We start from the raw sequence: 17,160 nt of genomic DNA, 5'->3' as shown, positions 1-17,160 counted from the left end.
TAAACCGTTTCGAGCCCAAAGATTTTCGGGCCGGAATCGACGGGAAAAACGCATGGACAGGATCGAATCGACCGCCGAGCGCATCAGAAAGCTGCGAATCGGGCGCTATTTCGGGCGGGTGGCGGCGATTCGCGCCGGGGTGGTCGAGGTGGGCGGGCTGAATCATTTCGCCTCGGTCGGCGACCGGGTCGGGTTCCTGAACGGGGCGCTCAGCGGCGAGGTGGTGGGGCTCGACCCCGAACACGCGCTGATCCTGCCCGAGGGGCCGACCGACGGACTGTCGATCGGGGCGCGGGTCGAGCTGCTGTTTCGCCCCGCCATCGCGCCCTGCGACGGCTGGATCGGGCGCATCGTCGACCCGCTGGGCCGGCCGCTGGACGGGCGGCCGCTGCGTTCGGGGCACGAGGACCGCCGCTATCGCGCGCCCCCGCCGCCCGCGACCGCGCGCAAGCGGCTGGGGGCACGGCTCGACAGCGGGCTGGCGGTGTTCGACACGCTGCTGCCGATCGTGCGCGGGCAGCGGATCGGGTTGTTCGCGGGCTCGGGCGTGGGGAAATCGACGCTGCTGGGGGCGCTGGCGCGCGGGCTTTCCGCCGATGTGGTGGTGGTGGCGATGGTGGGCGAGCGCGGGCGCGAGGTCCGCGAGTTCGTCGAATCCACCCTCGGCCCCGAGGGGATGGCGCGGGCGGTGGTGGTGGCGGCGACCTCGGACCAGTCGCCCCTGATGCGGCGGCGCTGCGCCTGGGCGGCGATGGCGGTGGCCGAGCATTTCCGCGACCACGGCCGCCACGTGCTGTTCCTGGCCGATTCCATCACCCGCTTTGCCGAGGCGCATCGCGAGATCGCGCTGGCCTCGGGCGAGGCCGCCAGCAACCGCGGCTTTCCGCCCTCGACCGCGCAGGCGATCATGGCGCTGGCCGAACGCTCGGGGCCGGGGGCGGAGGGCACGGGCGATATCACCGGCGTGTTCAGCGTGCTGGTCGCGGGGTCGGACATGGAGGAACCCGTCGCCGACATCCTGCGCGGGGTGCTGGACGGGCATGTGGTGCTGGACCGAGCGATTGCCGAGCGCGGGCGGTTTCCGGCGGTGGACGTGCTGCGCTCGGTCTCGCGCTCGCTGCCGGGGGCGGCGAGTGCGGCGGAAAACGCCCTGATCGCGCGGGCGCGGGCGGCGCTGGGGCTTTATGCGGACTCAGAGCTGATGATCAAGGCGGGGCTTTATGCGCCGGGCAGCGATGCCCGGCTGGACGAGGCGGTGCGGCTGTATCCGGCGCTGGACGGGTTCGTTGCCCGCAGCTCGGACAGCGCCGCCCACAGCTTTGCGATGCTCGAGGATGCGCTTTCGCTGCGTCGGCAACCGGGGCGTGTGGCATGAGGGTGTGGAGCGCCTGGCTGGCGCGGCTGTTCCTTCGCATCCGCCTGATTTATGTTAATATGTCGGAACACGGCTTGCATCCCGACAAAATGCTGGACATTCAATCGGTTGCTTTGGCGGACCGAGGTTATGATGGCGCTGACCGAATACTTCATCCGATATCTGCAGCGCCGCGACGAGCTTGGCGCCGCCGATCTGGCCATCCTGCGCGCAATTCCCACGGAAACCCGGCAGTTCCAGAACGGGCAGACGATCGTCGCCCCGGGCCCCGACAAGAGCCACAGCTGCCTGGTGCTGGACGGCATGGCCGGGCGGCTGCACACCATGCCCGCGCGCGTGCCCCGCCCGGTGATCACCGCGCTTTACTTGCCCGGCGATTTCATGGACCTGCATAACTTCGTGCTGGCCGAGGTGGACGACCGGCTGGTGGCATTCGGCCCGGCGCGGGTCGAGTTTGTGCATCATCGTCATCTGCGTGACCTGACCGAGAACCACCCGCATCTGACGCGGCTGCTGTGGATGGCGACGGCCATCGACGCGGCGGTGCATCGGCAGTGGCTGGCCGCGGCCAACACCCTGCGCTCCTCGGCGCATCTCGCGCATCTTGTATGCGAGATCTACACGCGGCAGGCGGTGGTGGGGGCGGCCAGCGACTATCGGATGACGCTGCCGCTGCTGCAACGAGAGCTTGCGATCCTGCTGGGGTATTCCTCGATCCACGTGAACCGGGCGGTGCGCGACCTGCGCGACCGCAAGCTGCTGCGCTGGGTCGGGACCGAGATCGAGATCCTCGACTGGCCCGAGCTGGCGCGGCTGGCGCATTTCAGCGCCGACTATCTGGATCTGGAACGGCGGCGGCGCTAGGCCGCGCATCGCCGGCGCTGCACGGTCGATGAGAACGACGGGCCGGGAGTTGCGTGGCAACTTCTCCTCGCGGGTCGCGACGTTGCGGAAATGCGCGATGAAGCTCCCGATCGGCCAGGCAGGTGCGGGGAGGCAGGCGCTGCAACTTGCCATCTACGGGTCGCGACCTTGCGGAAGGGTGCGATGGGGCTCCCGCTTACGGGTTTATGACCCGGGGCGCTACTGGCACAGGCGAAAGCCGCTGTCCCGGGCCTTGATGTCCAGATGCAGGTGGTCGTCGTGGGCGGCGTTGCTGCCGGGGCCGAGCACGGTCGAGAAATACAGGCAGGCCGCCGCCTGCACCGCGTTCTGGAACGCCATCTCGATGCCGCCGCGGTCGCCGCGCGGCGCGATCTCCAGCCGGGTGCCATCGTCGAAGCCGAAGCCCGCGATGTCCACCGCATTGCCAAGCGCATGTTCGGAAACCGTCGCCGTCGAGGCCCCGCCCACCACCCCGCGGCAGGCGTAGGAGGTCCCGAGCGCGACCGAGGTGATCCGCGGGCTGCCGTCGAGCCGCCGCGCCGCCGGGATCACCGCCTCGCGCATCCACAGCGCCAGGCTGCGCGCGGTGTCGCAGCGCATCACCGCCGGCGCGTCCAGCGCCAGCCCGGGCTGCAGGGCACGCACCTCGACCGGCCTGTCGATGCCGCAATCGCGGTTGTCGGGGTCGGCGACGGGCGCGGCCTCTACCGCCTCGACCCCCAGCAGCCGCAGCCCCAGCCGGCAGGCGGCATGATCGAAATCGCTTTCCCGCAGGGTCTGGTGCAGCGGCGGGGCATCGGGGGGCGGAGGCTCTTGGGCGGGAAGGATGTCGGCCTCCGGCGGGGCAGGGGCGGCTTCTGGCGTGGGGTCGGGTTCGTCTGTTGCCGGTTGCGCCGGGGTCTGCTGCGCGGGGGCAGGCGGGCTGTCCGGTCGAGGCTCGGGGCGGCTGGGGGCAGGCTGCGGCAGCGCGGAATCGACAGCCGCCGCGCCGTCCGGGCGGGGCGCATGCAGCAGGGCGGCATCTTGGGGCGGAGACTCAGGCGCGCGAAGGATGTCGGCCTCCGGCGGGGCAGGGGCGGCTTCTGGCGCGGGGCCGGTTTCGTCCGCTGCCGGTTGCTCCGGGGTCTGCTGGGAAGGGGAAGGTGGGTTGCCCGGTCGAGGTTCGGGGCGGCTGGAGGCAGGCTGCGGTGCGGAAGCGACAGCCGCCGCGTCGCCAGGGCGGGGCGCGGGGTATTCGGCCTCGGCTGCGGGCCCGGCCTGTGGGGGCGCGAGAGGTTCCGCCTCGGCTGTCGGCCCGGCCTGCCCGGCCGCCGGTGCCGAAGGTTCTGACTCGGCCGCCGGTCCGGCCTGCGGGGGCGGGCGGGTGATCGGTTGCGATAGCAGCGGCGTGGGGACCGCTAGTGTCACGGCGAGCGTGGCCGCGATGCAGAACCCGCGGCCCGGGGCAGTGCGCGGTCCCGTGACGTGTCGCGCCCGCCCGGTCATCAGCTCGCGGCCGGCTGTGCGGCAGCGGGCAGGGCCGCGGCCCGGGACAGCGGCTGCGCCAGCACCGGCGCGGCCGCCAGCAAAATCCCCGCTGCCGGTTTGCAGCCCTGGCCCCCGCGGCGCCGGGCATTGGGGGCCGTGCTACGCATCAGTTGGCCACCGGCTGCGCGGTCTCCTGCGCCGCCGCCGTTCCCGTGGCCTGGTTCAGCGCCGCTGCCAGCGGGTCGGCGGCGGCCGAGACCGCCGGTCCCGGCAGCCGCCGGGCCACCGGCCGCGTGGCCGGGATCGGGGCCGGAAGCAGCGAGGCCTCGGCGGCATTTGCCGTGCCGCCGCCCGTCACAGCGCCACTCACAGCGCCCGCCACCACAGCTGGCATCGGCGTCGGTTCGACCGGCTTGGTCACCTCGGCGATGCTGACCCCGGGATCTAGGAAATCGACGATCGTCTGCCCGGGGACCACCATCCTTGCCAGCTCTTGCGCGTCCCAGTTGGTCAGCCGCACGCAGCCGTTGCTCTGGTTCACGAACAGCCGCGAAGGCGTGGCGGTGCCGTGGATGCCATAGGTCGGCTTGCTCAGGTCGATCCACACATTGCCCACCGGCCCGTTCGGCCCCGGCGGAATCCGCAGCACCTTGTCGTTCTCGCCCTGCTTGAAGTTGATGTTGGGGTTATAGGTATAGTCGGGGTCGATCACCGCCGCCTCGACCAGATGCGAGCCGTGGGGCGAGGGCGTCGCGGCCGAGCCGACCGTGGCCGGATAATCCACCACCAGCCGCCCGGTCGCATCATAGGCGGCGACCCGGCCGCTGGCCTTGTCCACGATGATCCGCAGCACCTTCTCGCGGCTGGGCTTGGCGGGGACGGTGATGTTGATCGTTTCGCCCGCAACGAAGCGCGCGGAGGGGTTCAGCTGCGCCAGGAAGCGTTCGTCCATGTGAAAGCGCTCGGCCAGTCTTTCCTGCACCGAGGTGTAGCCCATCGAGGGCATCCTGGCCTTTTCGGCGTAGTCGGTGGGGATGGCGTCGACCAGCCCCAGCGCGTCCTGTTCGGTGATGGTGTAATGGCCGGTCAGCGGCGCGGTCGCGTGCTGTTCCAGCAGCGCCCAGACATGCGGGTCCAGCCGCCCGTCCTGCGCCAGCCCGTGCTTGCGCTCGAATGCGCGGATGGCGCTTTCGCTCATCCCGCCGCGGAACCCGTCCACCACGCCCGGGGAAATCCCGGCCCGGTCCAGCAGGATCTGCAGCTTGGCGGTCAGCGCCGACTGTCCCGGCGGCAGGTCGCCCGCGCCGGGGTAGCTGGCGGCCTCGATGTCGGCGGGGGTCATGTGGACCCGCGCCTCCTGCGCAGAGAGGGGCAGGGCGGTGGCAAGCATCAAGGCGGCGGCAAGCGCGGAAAACGGGCGCATTCGGTCGGGTTCCTTCTGGTCGTCCAGCCCTACCACTCGCAGGACCGCGGCCGCCTGCCAATCCCTGCCGATTCAAGAAAGTTTTATCGCGGGGCTGGCCGGGGCCGCGCCAGGGCGGGTGACCTTGCGTCAGCGGGCTTGCCGCGCGGGGCCGCTGCTGGCTTGCTGCGCGGGTCACGCCACGGAAAAAAGGACCGCCCCATGCCGTTCGAGAACTGCCGGATCATCGACCGGGACACGCATCTGCTTGTGGTCAACGACAACCCGCGCCGCCGCAATGCGCTGACCCCGGGGTTCCAGGCGGGGCTGACGCAGGCGCTGGCGCAGGCGGCGGCCGAGCCGCGGATCGGCGCGGTGGTGGTGACCGGCGCCGAGGGGTTCTTCTGCGCCGGCGGCGATCTGGAGATGCTGCTGGGCGCGCAGACCATGGACGAACCCGCCCGCCGCGCCGCGATCGAGGCGTTGCAGCGGCTGATCGGGGCGGTGCTCGACTGCCCCCGCCCGGTGATCGCGGCGGTCGAGGGCGGCGCGGCCGGGGCCGGCCTGTCGCTGGCGCTGGCCAGTGATCTGGTGGTGGCGGCGCGGGATGCGCAATTCGCCGCCTCTTACGTCAATGCCGGGCTGGTGCCGGACGGGGGGCTGACCGGCAGCCTGTCGGCGGCGCTGCCCCCGGCGCTGGCGGCCGAGCTGTGCCTGCTGGGCCGCCCCGTCGCCGCCCCCCGCCTGCTGGATCTGGGCGCGATCAACGCGGTGACCGAGCCCGGCGCGGCGCTGGAGGAAGCCGAGGCGCTGGCCGCGCGGCTGGCCCATGGCCCGGCGCAGGCGCAGTCCTCGATCAAGGCGCTGCTGACCGGGGCGCGGCGCGCGCTGATGCAGGGGCAGCTGCAGGCCGAGGTGGCGCCGATGGCCGCCGCGCTGGCATCGGCCGAGGCGGCCGAGGGGATCGCCGCGTTCCTGGGCAAGCGCGCCAGCGATTTCCGGGCGCTGCGAAAGGGTTAGGGGCAGGCGTTATCCGCGGCGGGCGGGCGCGGCCAGCGTCACCCCGTCGCCCGCGCGCGACAGATCCATGCGGAACTCGGGCGCGAAGCTGTGCTGGGTCCAGATGAGCGGGCGCGCGCCCACCCACAGCGTGGTTTCCTGCACCAGCAGCGGCGCCTCGGGCGGGCAGCGCAGCATGTGGTCGGCCCCGACCTCGCCGGCTGCGCGCGCCGAGACCAGCCGCTCGATCAGGGTCAGGGCCATGTTGTGGGCCAACCACTCGTTCGCGGTCACCGTGCGCAGCAGGTCGTCGGTCAGCTGCGGCAGCGCCGCGGAATCGATCCAGCGCCGCTCGGCGCAGAACAGCCGCCCGTCGCAGTAAAGCAGCGTGCGCAATTCGCGCAGGTCGGCGGGGTCGCTGCGGAACAGCCGCTCGGCCGGCTCGCCCGGCGCTTGCGGCGGCACCGGGCAGGGCAGCGAGCCGAGATAGCGGAAGTCGAAGCGCCAGCCGCGTTCCTCGATCATGTCGCGGATCACCGGCAGGCTGGGCCGCTCGGGCTCGGGCTCCAGCCCCAGCACCACCCGGGTGCCGACCCGGCGCCGCCGTTCCAGCACCCCGCGCTCGGCCAGCGAGGTCAGGGCGCGGTTGACGGTGGCGCGGGCGCTGCCGAATTCGGCGGCGAATTGTTGTTCGGTTGGTATCAGGGTTCCGGGCGGATAGGTGCCGTTGCTGATCCGGTCCATGATCACGCCGCGGATCCCCGCCCAGGTGACAACAGAGCGGCCCGATCCTGCCGGTCCCATAGGTATTGCCACTGACCGCGTAAAATTCGTCATGTTGTTCCGATCCTTGCGCGATGGATCATAGGGCGGCGGCCCCGCGATCGAAACATGACAATAAAGACTGGTCCGCATCCGGTCCTGCCCTGGGCCGGGCGCCCGCGCCCCGCGCGCAGCCCCAGCCGGACCGCAGGCCGCGCGCGGACCGGCCCCGCACCGGCCCCGCCGCGGGGTTGACTCGCCCTGACCGCCGCGTCCTCTTGTCGCGGGAACGCCCCCCGCGACGGGGGCTGAGTCGCCGCCTCTGCCGAACGGGTCCGAGGCGGGCTGGGACGCGAGGAAAGGGCAGCATGTCGACCGGGAACTTCTCCAGCATGGCCGCGCCCCCGCCCCCCCGGACTGCCGCGCCCGCCGCGCCGTCGGCCGCGCGCACCGCCTGGCCGGTGCTGGTCGCGATCAGCCTGTGCCACATGGTCAACGACATCCTGCAGTCGCTGCTGTCGGCGATCTACCCGCTGCTCAAGGACGAGTTCTCGCTGAGCTATGCGCAGATCGGGCTGATGACCTTCGCCTTCCAGGTCACCGCCTCGCTGCTGCAGCCGGTGGTGGGGATGGTCACCGACCGGCGCCCGATGCCGCGCTCGCTGGCGGTGGGGATGCTGTGCAGCTTCGTCGGCGTGCTGACGCTGGCGCAGGCGGGCAGCTATGCGATGCTGCTGACGGGGGCGATGCTGATCGGGCTGGGCTCGTCGATCTTCCACCCTGAAAGCTCGCGGGTGGCGCGCACCGCCTCGGGCGGGCGCTTCGGCACCGCGCAGTCGCTGTTCCAGCTGGGCGGCAACGGCGGGCAGGCGCTGGGGCCGCTGCTGGCGGCGTTCCTGGTGGTGCCGCTGGGGCGGCCGGTGCTGGGCTGGCTGGGGCTGATTGCGCTGGCCGGCGCCGGCGTGCTGTGGCAGGTCGGCCGCTGGGCCGAGGGCCGCCGCAAGGCCGGGGCGCTGCGCCATGTCGAGGGGCCGCATCTGGCGCGCGGGCGCATCGTGATGGCGATCACCGTGCTGGCGGTGCTGTCGATGACCAAGGCGTTCTACATGGCCAGCCTGACCAGCTATTACACCTTCTTCCTGATCGACAAGTTCGAGATGAGCGCGCAGGGCGCCCAGATCATGCTGTTCCTGCTGCTGTTCGGCGCCGCCGCCGGCGTGATGCTGGGCGGCATCGCCGGCGACCGCATCGGCACCCGGCGGGTGATCTGGTTCTCGATCCTCGGCGTGCTGCCGTTCTCGCTGCTGATGCCGCATGTCGGGCTGGCGGCGACGGCGGTGCTGACGGTGCTGGTGGGGGGCATCATGGCCTCGGCCGCGCCGGCGATCGTGGTGTTCGCGCAGGAACTGGTGCCCGGCCGCACCGGGCTGATCGCGGGGCTGTTCTTCGGCTTTGCCTTCGGCATGGGCGGCATCGCCGCGGCGGTGCTGGGGCAGGTGGCCGACGCGCAGGGGATCCGCTTCGTGTTCCTGATCTGCTCGGTGTTGCCGGCGCTGGGGCTGCTGACCGCCTTCCTGCCGAAAGAGCGCGAGCTGGTGCGGCTCTGACCGCTTGCCGCCTGCCGGAAATCCGCCGCCCGGCCACTGGACAAGCCGGGCGACGCGCCCGACCCTGCACGCCGCAGGACTAAGGAGGAACCGCCGATGATGCGCTACAGCCGCGACATGCGAGGCTATGGGGAAAACCCGCCCGATCCGCGCTGGCCCGGCGGCGCGCGTATCGCGGTGCAGATCGTCGTCAACTACGAGGAGGGCGGCGAGAACTCGATCGAGCACGGCGATGCCGCCTCGGAAGCGTTCCTGTCCGAGATCATCGGCGCCCAGCCCTGGCCCGGGCAGCGGCACTGGAACATGGAAACCATCTATGATTATGGCGCGCGGGCCGGGTTCTGGCGGCTCTACCGGCTGCTCAAGGGCCTGCCGGTCACCTGCTACGGCGTCGCCACCGCGCTGGCGCGCAGCCCCGAACAGACAAGCGCCATGGTCGAGGCCGGCTGGGAAATGGCCACCCACGGGCTGAAATGGATCGACTACAAGGACGTCCCGTGCGAGGTCGAGGCCGAGCATATCGCCCGCGCCGTCGCCCTGCACACGCAGGTGACAGGTTCGCGCCCGCTGGGGTTCTACCAGGGCCGCGCCTCGATGAACACGGTGGCCCTGGGCTGCGAAGAGGGCGGGTTCGAATATCTGGCGGATTCCTATGCCGATGAATTGCCCTATTGGCATGTGCATCAGGGGCGCCCGCAGCTGATCGTGCCCTATACGCTGGACGCCAACGACATGCGCTTTGCCAGCGGCGGTTTCGGCACGGGCGAGGATTTCTTTGCCTATCTGCGCGACAGCTTCGACTGCCTGTGGCGCGAAGGGGGCGAGGGGCGGGCGCGGATGCTGTCCGTCGGGCTGCATTGCCGGCTGGCCGGCCGCCCGGGTCGGGCCGAGGGGCTGAAGCGTTTCCTCGACCACATGCGCGCGCATGAGGGCGTGTGGTTCGCGACACGGCTGGACATCGCGCGCCACTGGGCGGCCGAGCATCCGTATCGCGCCGCCGAGCGGCCCTCGACGCTGGACCGTGCTGCGTTCGTGGACCGCTTTGGCGGCATCTATGAGCATTCCCCCTGGGTCGCGGAACGCTGCTGGAATGGCGAGCTGGGCGCCGCCCATGACAGCGCCGCAGGCCTCGCCGCCGCCATGGCGCAGCTGTTCCGCGCGGCCAGCGAGGATGAGCGGCTGGCGGTGCTGCGCGCCCACCCCGACCTCGCCGGCAAGCTGGCGGCGGCGAAGCGCCTGACGGCAGAGTCGACCGCCGAGCAGGCCAGCGCCGGGCTCGACGCGCTGACCGACGCCGAGCGCGCCGAGTTCACCCGCCTGAACGAAGCTTACGTCGCCCGCCACGGATTCCCCTTCATCATCGCGGTGCGCGACCACGACAAGCCCGGGATCATGGCAGCCATGGCCCGGCGGCTGCAGAACGACAGCGCCACCGAACGCGCCGAGGCAGAGCGGCAGGTGACGCGCATCGCGGAACTGCGGCTGAAAGCGGCGCTGGAGTAAGGGGGCGCTGCCCCCGGCCCGTCCCGGGCCTCCCCCGGGATATTTGGGTGATGAAGAATGGGGGCGAGCGTCCTTGATGTGGAAATATCTTCGAGGCTTCCGCGCGTTCGGAGGCGGATCAGGAAACCGACCACAAGGCTGTTTTCCCGCCGGATGGGCCGGTGGACCGTTTCCGGCGAGCAAGGCCGCGGCAATGGTTGGGGGCAGACAGCCCAAGCCCGACCGCGAGACAGGAATGAGAAAGTGAGCAGATGATCGACGAGACCACCCCGCGGGGCGACCCCGCCCCGATCCCCGGCGAAGACGCCCCGGCGCCGGTGCCGACGCCCTATGCCGGCCCTGTGGCCGGGCTGCCGCCGCAGACCGGGCTGACCACCGACACCGCGGTGTTCACCGACGCCTATGCGGTGATCCCGCGCAGCGTCATGCGTGACATCGTGACCAGCTTCCTGCCCGGCTGGACCGGGATGCGCATGTGGATGCTGGCGCGGCCGCTGTCGGGCTTCGCCGAGACCTTCAGCCAGTATGTGGTCGAGCTGGCCGAGGGCGGCGGCTGCGATACCCCCGAGGACGACCCGGAGATCCAGTCCGCGATTTTCGTCACGGGGGGAGAGCTGGACGTCACCATCTCGGGCGTCACCCACCGGCTGACCCCCGGCGGCTTTGCCTATGTGCCCCCTGGCACCGACTGGTCGCTGCGCAACGCCACCCCCGGCAATGCCGGTTTCCACTGGTGGCGCAAGCGCTGGCAGCCCGCGGCCGGGATGACGCCGCCCGATCCGATCATCGCGCAGGAACAGGACATCGCGCCCTCGCCCATGCCCGACACCGAGGGCGCCTGGGCCACCACCCGCTTCATGGACCCGGCCGACCTGCGCCACGACATGCATATCACCCTGGTCACCTTCCAGCCCGGCGGCTCGATCCCCTTTGCCGAAACCCATGTGATGGAACACGGGCTGTTCGTGCTGGAGGGCAAGGCGGTCTATCGCCTGAACCGCGACTGGGTCGAGGTCGGCCCGGGCGATTTCATGTGGCTGCGCGCCTTCTGCCCGCAGGCCTGCTATGCGGGCGGGCCGGGGCGGTTCCGCTATCTGCTTTACAAGGACGTGAACCGGCACGCGCCGCTGTGGTTCGGCACCCATGGCTCGGGCCGGGCAGGGGGCTAGGGCCGTCCTTGCCGGCGCCCTCGCACGGGTATTTTCACCAGAAAGAAGCGGCAGGGACTTCTTTCTGGCCCAAATACCCCTGCGGCCGCGACGCAAGAGCGGCGCGGCAGTCTGGCGGCGGCGGCGGTCGCGGGGTAAAGGGGCGGCATGAAACCCGCCCGTCCCAACCTTGCCCACGAACGCGCCTGCATGGCCGAGGGCGCGCTTCTGGTCTGCGGCGTCGATGAGGTCGGGCGCGGGCCGCTGGCCGGGCCGGTGACGGCCGCCGCGGTGATCCTGCCGGCGCGCGGCATTCCCCGCGGGCTCGACGATTCCAAGAAACTGTCCGCGGCCGAGCGCGAGCGGCTGGCCGCCCGGATCATGGCCTGCGCCGACTGGGCCGTGGCCCATGCCAGCGTCGCGGAGATCGCGCAGCTCAACATCTATCACGCGAGCCATCTGGCGATGTGCCGGGCGGTGGCAGCGCTGAAATCGCGCCCCTGCGTGGTGCTGGTGGACGGCAACCGCATCCCGGCGCAGCTGGGTCTGCCCGCCCGCGCCATCGTCGGTGGCGACGCGCAGAGCCTGTCGATCGCGGCGGCCTCGATCGTCGCCAAGGTGGTGCGTGACCGGATCATGGTGGATTTGGCGCAACAGCACCCCGGCTATGGTTGGGACCGGAACATGGGTTATCCGACCCCGACCCATCGCCGGGCGCTGGCGGAACTGGGTCCGACCCCGCTCCATAGGATGGGATTTGCGGCGATCCACAAGATCTTGTGTCCAGCCGAAAACTCAACCGACTGATTCAAAATAAGAATTGACGCCGAATCACCTGTGACTCATCTTGGGCGCAACAGATGAGCGGCACCGAACGCCGCCGGGTTGAGAGCAGAGATGACCACGACACACGCCAAGCCGCGCGGCACCGCGCGCATCGAATCCGCATTGCCTATCAACAGCATCCTTGCCGGTGACTGTATCGAGGTGATGAATTCCCTGCCCGAGGGCTCGGTCGATCTGATCTTCGCCGACCCGCCCTATAACCTGCAGCTGCGCGGCGATCTGCACCGGCCCGACAACAGCCGGGTGGATGCGGTGGACGACGCCTGGGACCAGTTCGGCAGCTTTGCCGCCTATGACCGTTTCACGCAGGACTGGCTGGCCGCCGCCCGCCGGCTGCTGAAACCGAACGGCGCGATCTGGGTGATCGGCAGCTATCACAACATCTTCCGCGTCGGCGCCGAGCTGCAGAACCAGGGGTTCTGGATCCTCAACGACGTGGTCTGGCGCAAGTCGAACCCGATGCCGAACTTCCGCGGCAAGCGGCTGACCAACGCGCATGAGACGCTGATCTGGGCCTCGAAGACCGAGGGCGCGAAATACACCTTCAACTACGAGGCGCTGAAAAGCCTGAACGAGGGCATCCAGATGCGTTCGGACTGGACGCTGCCGATCTGCACCGGGGGCGAGCGGCTGAAGGACGCCGACGGCGCCAAGGCGCACCCGACCCAGAAGCCCGAAAGCCTGCTGCACCGGGTGCTGGTGGGCACGACCAACCCCGGCGACGTGGTGCTGGACCCGTTCTTCGGCACCGGCACCACCGGCGCGGTCGCCAAGATGCTGGGCCGCGACTGGATCGGGATCGAGCGCGAGGCCGCTTATCGCGAGGTGGCCGAGCGCCGCCTGTCCCGCGTCCGCCGCCTGGACGCCAGCGCGCTGGCCACCACCACCGGCAAGCGTGCGGAACCTCGCGTCCCCTTCGGCCAGGTGGTCGAGCGCGGGATGCTGCGCCCGGGAGAGGAGCTGGTCTCGGTCAACACCCGCCACACCGCGCGGGTGCGCGCCGACGGCTCGCTGATCGGGCGCGACGTGCGCGGCTCGATTCACCAGGTCGGCGCGGCGCTTGAGGGCGCGCCCTCGTGCAACGGCTGGACCTATTGGCATTTCCGCCGCGACGGGCAGATGATCCCGATCGACATCCTGCGCCAGCAGATCCGGGCCGAGCTGGCCGAGGCCCGCTGACCCCAGTTTCGCCGGTGTCCCGCGCCGCCGCTGCGGCGGTCACGGGACGCGACTTGCCCCGCCTGGCCTGGCCCGGCGGGGTCTTTTCGTCACGGCAACGCTGCTCTGGCCCGCGCCTTTCGGGGGCCGCCGCACCGCCCCCGGCATATCTCTCCCTTGCGAAAATATCCCCGCCGGAGGCAGGGCCGGTCGCCAGCCCGGGCCTTCTGCCCTCTGGTGCGGGCGGCGGGACTTGAACCCGCACGGGCGGCTGCCCCAAGGCGTTCAAGTTTTGTAAAAGGCCCCAACGCCCGGCATTTTCTGGCGTCTTAGGGGTCCCCTGTCGGGGCGTTGTTCGTGGCCCCGTGTCACAGTCCGGCTCACAGATAGTCGGCGTCCCGGATTGCGCAGGGGCGGCGGATCACATATCCCCGGAGACAGGCGCGGGCGTGATGGAATGGTAGACATTCGAGACTTAAAATCTCGTGGCCTCGTGCCGTGCGGGTTCGAGTCCCGCCGCCCGCACCAAGCTCCCGCCGGCGTTCCGCTGGATGCGCCCGATCAGGTCCTTGGTCGGGGTTAGCGACGGCGGCATCCCTATCGCGATGACAGAGGCGCAGCTTCATGTCCGCGTGGAAGGCGCCCGCCGCCTTGGCCAGCAGATGGACGCAGAGGCGGTTCCGCCCGGTTTGCTTGTGGGCACGAGGGACCGCTCGCGGTGCCGTCCTCAACCCTGCGGCAAGGTCTCGCGCAGATAGCGCATCATGTTGCCGCCCATGACCTTGGCGATCTGTTCCTCGGTCAGCCCCGCGTCCAGCAGCGAATGTGTCAGCGCCGGCAGGCCGGCCGCGTCGAAGGGCACCCCGACCGAGCCGTCCCAGTCCGACCCCAGCGCGACGTGATCCTCGCCCAGCAGCTCGATGGCGGCGACGATGGTGGCGGCGATGCCGGCGGGGCTGTCGTTGCAGGTGACATCCGCCCAGAAGCCGATGCCGACGATGCCGCCCTTGTCGGCGATCTGCCGCAGCAGCGCGTCGTCGAGGTTGCGCGGGGTGTTGCAGAGCCCGTGGACCCCGGTGTGGCTGAGCATCGGTTTCGCGCCCGGCACCGCCAGCACCTCGCGCACCACCTGCGGCGAGGCATGGGCAAGGTCGATCACCAGCTGCCGGGCGACCAGTTCCGCGACCACCTCGCGGCCGAAATCGCTCAGCCCGGCCTGCGACTGCCCGTGCAGCGAGCCGCCGAGTTCGTTGTCGAAGAAATGCGTGATCCCGAAGATGCGATAGCCCGCGCCCTCCATCACCGGCAGGTTGGCGAGGTTGCCTTCCAGCGGATGCGCGCCCTCCATCGCCAGGATCGCGCCGATGACGCGGCTGCCCGCCGCGCGTTCGGCCAGCAGCGCGGTCAGGTCGTCGGCGCTGCGGATCAGCCGCAGCCGGTCGGGGTGCGTATCCGCCAGATGGGTCAGGCGGCGCGACTGGTCCAGCGCGCGTTCCTTGAGGCTGAACCAGCTTTGTACCGGGCGCAGCTGGCCGATGACCAGCGGCGTGATGTTGTCGGGCGCATCAGTGGCGTTTTCGCCGTAGTTCTGGCCGCGCGGGCTTTTCGTCACTGCGCTGAACACCTGCACCGCGATATTGCCGCGGTCGAGCCGGGGCAGGTCCACGTGGCCCTCGGGGCGCTCGACCGACAGATCGCGGTCCCACAGCAGCGGGTCGGCGTGCAGATCGCCGATCACCAGCCGCCGGTGCAGCGCCAGCGCGGCATCGGACACCGGCCAGTCGGCGCGGGCGGTGATCGGGTTCAGCCGGTCGGCGACCAGCCGCGGGCCGAACACCGCCACCGCCGCCAGCGCCAGCAGGGTGACCCCCGCCAGCCCCAGCAGGATGCGGCGCAGGCGCCGGGGCCGCTGGCGGCGGAACGGGTCGCGGGCCACCCGCCTAGCCCTCCATCGCTTCGAGCTGGTCGATGAAGCCCTCGATCATCGACAGCCCCTTGTCCCAGAACGCCGGGTCCGAGGCGTCCAGCCCGAAGGGCGCCAGCAGTTCGGCATGATGGCGAGAGCCGCCAGCCTTGAGCAGGTCGAAATATTTGGCCGGGAAGCCCTCGGGCTGCGCCTCGTAAGCGGCATAGAGCGCGTTCACCAGCCCGTCGCCAAAGGCATAGGCATAGACGTAGAAGGGCGAGTGCACGAAATGCGGCACATAGGACCAGAAGCTCTCGTATCCCGGCATGAACTCGAAGGCATCGCCCAGCGATTCATGCTGCACCTGCATCCAGATCGCGTTGATGTCGTCGGGGGTCAGCTCGCCCTCGGCCCGGGCCGCGTGCAGGCGACATTCGAAATCGTAGAAGGCGATCTGGCGCACGACCGTGTTGATCATGTCTTCGACCTTGCCGGCCAGCAGCGCCTTGCGCTCGGCCTGGTCGGTGGTGCGGGCAAGCAGGGCGCGGAAGGTCAGCATCTCGCCAAAGACCGATGCGGTTTCAGCCAGCGTCAGCGGCGTCGCGGCCAGCAGCTCGCCCTGTCCGGCCGCCAGCCGCTGGTGGACGCCATGGCCCAGCTCATGCGCAAGGGTCATCACGTCGCGCGGCTTGCCCAGATAGTTCAGCAGCACATAGGGATGCGCGTCGGTCACTGTGGGGTGCGCGAAGGCGCCCGGCGACTTGCCCGGCTTGACGCCCGCGTCGATCCAGCCGCGGTCGAAGAACGGCTCGGCCAGACGCGCCAGTTCCGGGGCGAAACCGGCATAGGCGTCGAGCACCGTGGCGCGGGCCTCGGCCCAGGGCACCAGCCGATCGGGTTCCTGCGGCAGCGGCGCGTTGCGGTCCCAGACCTGCAGCTTGTCCAGCCCCAGCCAGCGCGCCTTGAGCCGGTAGTAGCGATGCGACAGCCGCGGATAGGCGGCGACCACCGCATCGCGCAGCGCAGCCACCACCTCGGGCTCGACATGGTTCGACAGATGCCGGGCGGTCTGCGGGGTGGGCATCTTGCGCCACTTGTCCTCGATCGCCTTTTCCTTGGCGAGCGTGTTGTGGATGCGCGAAAACAGCTTGATGTTGTCGCCGAATACCTGCGCCAGCGCCCGCGCGCCGGCTTCGCGCCGGGCGCGGTCGTGGTCGGTCAGCAGGTTCAACGTGGCTTCCAGGCCCAGCGTCTCGCCATCGACGTCAAAGGTCAGGGCGGCGGTGGTTTCGTCGAACAGCCGGTTCCAGGCGGCGGCGCCCACCACGGAATTGTCGTGCAGGAATTTTTCCAGCTCGTCCGACAGCTGATAGGGGCGCATGGCGCGCATCCGGTCGAACACCGGCTTGTAGCGCGAGGGGCCGCAGGGGGTGCTGAACACCTGCTCGTAGATCTCGTCGGGGATGCGGTTGAACTCGAGGCTGAAGAACACCAGCGGCGTGGTCATGTCGGTGATGCGGGCCTGCAGGTCGCCCAGCATCTTGGCGCGGCCGGCATCGGTGGTGTTCTGGTAATAGCGCAAGCCTGCATAGGACATGATCCGCCCGGCGATCAGGTCGATCTGCTGATAGCGCTCGACGCATTCCAGCATCTCGGCCGGGGTCAGCGCGGCCAGCCGGCCTTCGTAGTCGGCGGCGAAGCTGGCGCAGGCGGCGTCGAGCCGTTCGAGGTCGCGCGCGAGCTCCGGCGCGTCAGGGGCGGGGTAGAGGTCGCTCAGATCCCATTCCGGCAGCTCGCCCAGCGGAGCCGCGGCCGCGCCCCCCACACCCTCGGCGTCGCGACAGGGACCGTTGCAGTGGGGCAGGCGGGTCATCGGCATCTCCTCGTGTTCCGTCGGGCGTGTTCCGTCGGGGCAACATCTGTCCTTTCGGGGGCTTGGGTTCAACCCGGCGCGGCGCCGGCCGGCGAAGGCTTGCCCTTGCGTCGCGGCCGGCGCGGGGGTTTTCCACCCCCGCGCCCCCGGAGGATATTTGGCGCAAGATGAAAGGGTTTCCCGATTTTCGGGCCGCGGGGCGGAGGGCGGCGGCGCGCGGCGGCGGGGT

Annotated in this window: 13 protein-coding genes and 1 tRNA gene; 9 read left to right on the top strand and 5 right to left on the bottom strand. The window is 70.5% G+C overall.

The window, feature by feature from the left end; translation table 11 throughout:
- The first annotated feature begins 52 nt into the window (after positions 1 to 52).
- Both RSP45_RS03185 and RSP45_RS03180 read left to right on the top strand, forming a co-directional pair.
- Positions 53 to 1,375, top strand: coding sequence for a FliI/YscN family ATPase (locus tag RSP45_RS03185; RefSeq protein ID WP_415393176.1), 1,323 nt, complete (start codon positions 53 to 55; stop codon positions 1,373 to 1,375).
- Positions 1,376 to 1,504: 129 nt separating this feature from the next.
- Positions 1,505 to 2,239 (top strand): Crp/Fnr family transcriptional regulator, encoded by a 735-nt coding sequence (locus RSP45_RS03180; RefSeq protein WP_234952103.1) that lies wholly within the window; start codon positions 1,505 to 1,507, stop codon positions 2,237 to 2,239.
- 219 nt (positions 2,240 to 2,458) lie between these two features.
- Here RSP45_RS03180 and RSP45_RS03175 read toward each other — a convergent pair whose 3' ends face one another.
- Positions 2,459 to 3,745, bottom strand: a complete 1,287-nt coding sequence (locus RSP45_RS03175) for an extensin family protein (protein ID WP_415393175.1) — start codon at positions 3,743 to 3,745, stop codon at positions 2,459 to 2,461.
- Positions 3,746 to 3,893: 148 nt separating this feature from the next.
- Complete coding sequence (locus RSP45_RS03170) at positions 3,894 to 5,150, bottom strand: L,D-transpeptidase family protein (RefSeq protein WP_415393174.1); 1,257 nt, start codon at positions 5,148 to 5,150, stop codon at positions 3,894 to 3,896.
- A gap of 201 nt (positions 5,151 to 5,351) precedes the next feature.
- Between RSP45_RS03170 and RSP45_RS03165 the strand changes: the two genes are divergently transcribed.
- Positions 5,352 to 6,149 carry an oxepin-CoA hydrolase, alternative type gene (locus RSP45_RS03165; RefSeq protein WP_415393173.1) on the top strand — a complete coding sequence of 266 codons (798 nt, stop codon included), beginning with the start codon at positions 5,352 to 5,354 and terminating at the stop codon, positions 6,147 to 6,149.
- A 9-nt stretch (positions 6,150 to 6,158) separates the two neighbouring features.
- On the opposite strand, the gene RSP45_RS03160 is transcribed toward RSP45_RS03165, so the two are convergent.
- Complete coding sequence (locus RSP45_RS03160) at positions 6,159 to 6,932, bottom strand: GntR family transcriptional regulator (RefSeq protein ID WP_415393172.1); 774 nt, start codon at positions 6,930 to 6,932, stop codon at positions 6,159 to 6,161.
- Between the two features lie 326 nt (positions 6,933 to 7,258).
- On the opposite strand from RSP45_RS03160, the gene RSP45_RS03155 reads away from it, so the two are divergent.
- From RSP45_RS03155 to RSP45_RS03130, 6 genes are all read left to right on the top strand, one after another.
- A complete protein-coding gene (locus RSP45_RS03155; protein ID WP_415393171.1) occupies positions 7,259 to 8,497 on the top strand; it encodes an MFS transporter in 1,239 nt (412 codons plus the stop codon).
- A gap of 96 nt (positions 8,498 to 8,593) precedes the next feature.
- Positions 8,594 to 10,000 carry an allantoinase PuuE gene (gene puuE, locus RSP45_RS03150; protein ID WP_415393170.1) on the top strand — a complete coding sequence of 469 codons (1,407 nt, stop codon included), beginning with the start codon at positions 8,594 to 8,596 and terminating at the stop codon, positions 9,998 to 10,000.
- Positions 10,001 to 10,251: 251 nt separating this feature from the next.
- Complete coding sequence (locus RSP45_RS03145) at positions 10,252 to 11,169, top strand: bifunctional allantoicase/(S)-ureidoglycine aminohydrolase (protein ID WP_415393169.1); 918 nt, start codon at positions 10,252 to 10,254, stop codon at positions 11,167 to 11,169.
- Positions 11,170 to 11,316: 147 nt separating this feature from the next.
- Positions 11,317 to 11,955 carry a ribonuclease HII gene (locus tag RSP45_RS03140; RefSeq protein ID WP_415393168.1) on the top strand — a complete coding sequence of 213 codons (639 nt, stop codon included), beginning with the start codon at positions 11,317 to 11,319 and terminating at the stop codon, positions 11,953 to 11,955.
- 90 nt (positions 11,956 to 12,045) lie between these two features.
- Complete coding sequence (locus RSP45_RS03135; protein ID WP_415393167.1) at positions 12,046 to 13,173, top strand: site-specific DNA-methyltransferase; 1,128 nt, start codon at positions 12,046 to 12,048, stop codon at positions 13,171 to 13,173.
- 422 nt (positions 13,174 to 13,595) lie between these two features.
- A tRNA-Leu gene (locus RSP45_RS03130) sits at positions 13,596 to 13,680 on the top strand.
- 199 nt (positions 13,681 to 13,879) lie between these two features.
- On the opposite strand, the gene RSP45_RS03125 is transcribed toward RSP45_RS03130, so the two are convergent.
- Together RSP45_RS03125 and RSP45_RS03120 are read right to left on the bottom strand one after the other, a co-directional pair.
- Positions 13,880 to 15,088, bottom strand: coding sequence for a dipeptidase (locus tag RSP45_RS03125; RefSeq protein ID WP_415393166.1), 1,209 nt, complete (start codon positions 15,086 to 15,088; stop codon positions 13,880 to 13,882).
- 4 nt (positions 15,089 to 15,092) lie between these two features.
- Positions 15,093 to 16,931 (bottom strand): M3 family oligoendopeptidase, encoded by a 1,839-nt coding sequence (locus RSP45_RS03120; protein ID WP_415393165.1) that lies wholly within the window; start codon positions 16,929 to 16,931, stop codon positions 15,093 to 15,095.
- Positions 16,932 to 17,160: the final 229 nt, after the last annotated feature.

This window comes from Paracoccus sp. SJTW-4 (assembly GCF_047716885.1).
Classification (GTDB): Bacteria; Pseudomonadota; Alphaproteobacteria; order Rhodobacterales; family Rhodobacteraceae; genus Paracoccus; species Paracoccus solventivorans.
Note: the sequence above shows the minus strand (reverse complement) of the source record. Positions and strands in the feature narration are given on the sequence as shown.